This is a genomic window from Chromobacterium vaccinii (genome assembly GCF_000971335.1).
In the GTDB taxonomy this organism is placed as follows: Bacteria; Pseudomonadota; Gammaproteobacteria; order Burkholderiales; family Chromobacteriaceae; genus Chromobacterium; species Chromobacterium vaccinii.
This window is the reverse complement of the sequence record NZ_JZJL01000115.1, coordinates 1-2,137: the sequence shown is the minus strand read 5'-3', so window position 1 is coordinate 2,137 and position 2,137 is coordinate 1. Positions and strand designations below refer to the sequence as shown.

1 protein-coding gene is annotated in these 2,137 nt (G+C 63.6%); it reads right to left on the bottom strand.

Annotation, left to right across the window (positions count from 1 at the left end; all coding sequences use genetic code 11):
* Nucleotides 1–376 precede the first annotated feature (376 nt).
* Nucleotides 377–2,137 (bottom strand): thioesterase domain-containing protein (locus VL52_RS22810; protein WP_046159193.1); only part of this gene is annotated, 1,761 nt, incomplete at its 5' end.

Genomic DNA, 2,137 nt, shown 5'->3' with positions numbered 1-2,137 from the left:
CATGGAACGAGCTCAGCCGTGACTGGAGCTTGACGGGTCCCGGCAGCGCGACTCAGGCCAGGCCTGCTCAGCGGCATGTTCGTAGCGATGGCCGGGCGGCTGATCTTTGGCTGAGCGTTAACGGAAACCGGCTTGATGGCGTCTCCCGGCCGATTTGCCGAAAACTCCCTGCACCGGCACCCCATCCCTACCGCCTTTGCCTGCGGATAAAAAGTAAAAAGAGCCCGGCTGCGGACTCTCTTTCATTCAGTCGCGGACATCCTTGTCCTGGCGGGCCAAGCCCATCCAGGCTTGCCCGGAAACGCTTGGCTGCCGGACAAGCCAGATCAACGCATCGCTCGGCGGCTTCGCCTGCCGAGCTTGTCATGTCAACGCGTCACTGCAGACGCCCCCTCCACCAGGCTCCCAGACCCAACACATTGGGCGCATTCAACATGGTGGCGTGATTGCCGCAGCCATGCCAGACCTCAAGCTGCGGCGCCCATTCCCGCCACTGTTCCCGCATCAGCCGCTGTATCCTCTGATTGGTTTCCGCGTCGTCGCGCGGATCATCCACCAAAGCCAATCCAAGCCGAAAGATATAAGGCCGCGCCGGCTCGTATCGGGTGCGCAACGCCGTGCCGAATGTCCGCATCGACCCCGCCAAGGCATCTTGAGGCGAATGCCTGGACAAGAAGCCAGCCTTCACCATCGCCTGATGCAGAGCGCGCTCGCGCTGTTTCTGGGTCTTGCACGCCTCCGGATTCAGGTCCAGCCGAGACTCGGTCAGCAGTTCCAGTCCGGAGATATACTGCCGCCACACCGCCTCAGCCGTATATTCAATTCCCAGCACTCCGCTGCCGCCAGGCCCTTCGCTGTCCAGCAAAGTCAGGGAGGCCGGCGGACGACCCTGCTCGCTCAACCTCAAGGCCAGTTCGAACGCCAGCCAGCCGCCGAATGAATGGCCTATCAGGTGAACAGGGCCACGGGGTTGAATCGTCTCCAGCATGGTCAAATACACTGCTGCCGCCGCCTCCACGCTGCTATGGGGCAACTGCAACCCATCGACGCCGCGCGGCTGCAGGCCATACACCGGCCATTCATCGCCCAGCGAGCCAGCCAGCTCGACGAAGCGGGTCACGCTGTCGCCCGCGCCGGGAAGGCAAAACACCGGGGTTTGTCCGGCTCGCCCTTTCTGTATCGTCATCAAGGGGTGGTAAGCGGCATTGGGGTCCTCATGCGCACTCCGGCCGGCGGCGCGGCGCAACGCCGAACTTATCCTCTGCCCCATGGCCGCGGCATCGCGCTGGACGATGGACAAATGGTCGCCAGGCACAACGGTTCGCACAATCCGCTCCGCCGGCAGCACTTCGTCCCACCCCAAGCAACCGGCGCCCTGCTGAGCGCCAGGCCCATCTTCGGCAATGAACAGATGCACGGGAAACGGCGCCGGGCACACTTGGTAATTCAACAATGCATGCTCATGCGAGGCATAGCGCCGCAGATAATGGCGCAGCTCGTCCTTATCTACCGACAATGCCCGAGGCAGCGCCCCTTCCCGCCGGCAATGCCGAAGCAGCAGGCTGAAATCCAGCGCATCCGCATCCGGCTCCAGCGTCGCCACCGCCCGCAAGCCTGCGTCGACATCCACGCCTCCGGCGTCTCGCTCGGCTTCCCAGCAGCTGCGGCACAATTGCAGCAGCTGCCGGCCTTCCGACTGGCGGCCAAACGGCTGCCGCAACACATGGTCCAGTTGCGACGGCAGGTAGCTATCCAACAGGCCGACAAATTCCAGCTGCTGGTCCTGCCCCAGCAGCTGCAAAGCCACCTCATAAGCCAACAACCCGCCAAACGACCAGCCGGCCAGCCGGTACGGACCTTGCGGCTGCACGCTTCGGATCAAGTCCAGCGCGCGCGCGGCCAGGCCCTCCACCGTGTTCGGCAACGCCTCGCCCGGCGCGGCTCCCCGCAAGCCGTATACCGGCACATCCTCATCGATATGGGCGGCGATCAAAGGGAAGTACAAATCCCAGCCCGACACTTCATGCATGAGGAACAATGGCGTCTGGCTGCCGGAACGGCGTATCGCAGCCACACCCGGCGTCAGGGGCTCTTCCACTGTCAGACAACGGGCCTGCTCATGCAATGTTCCATGAGC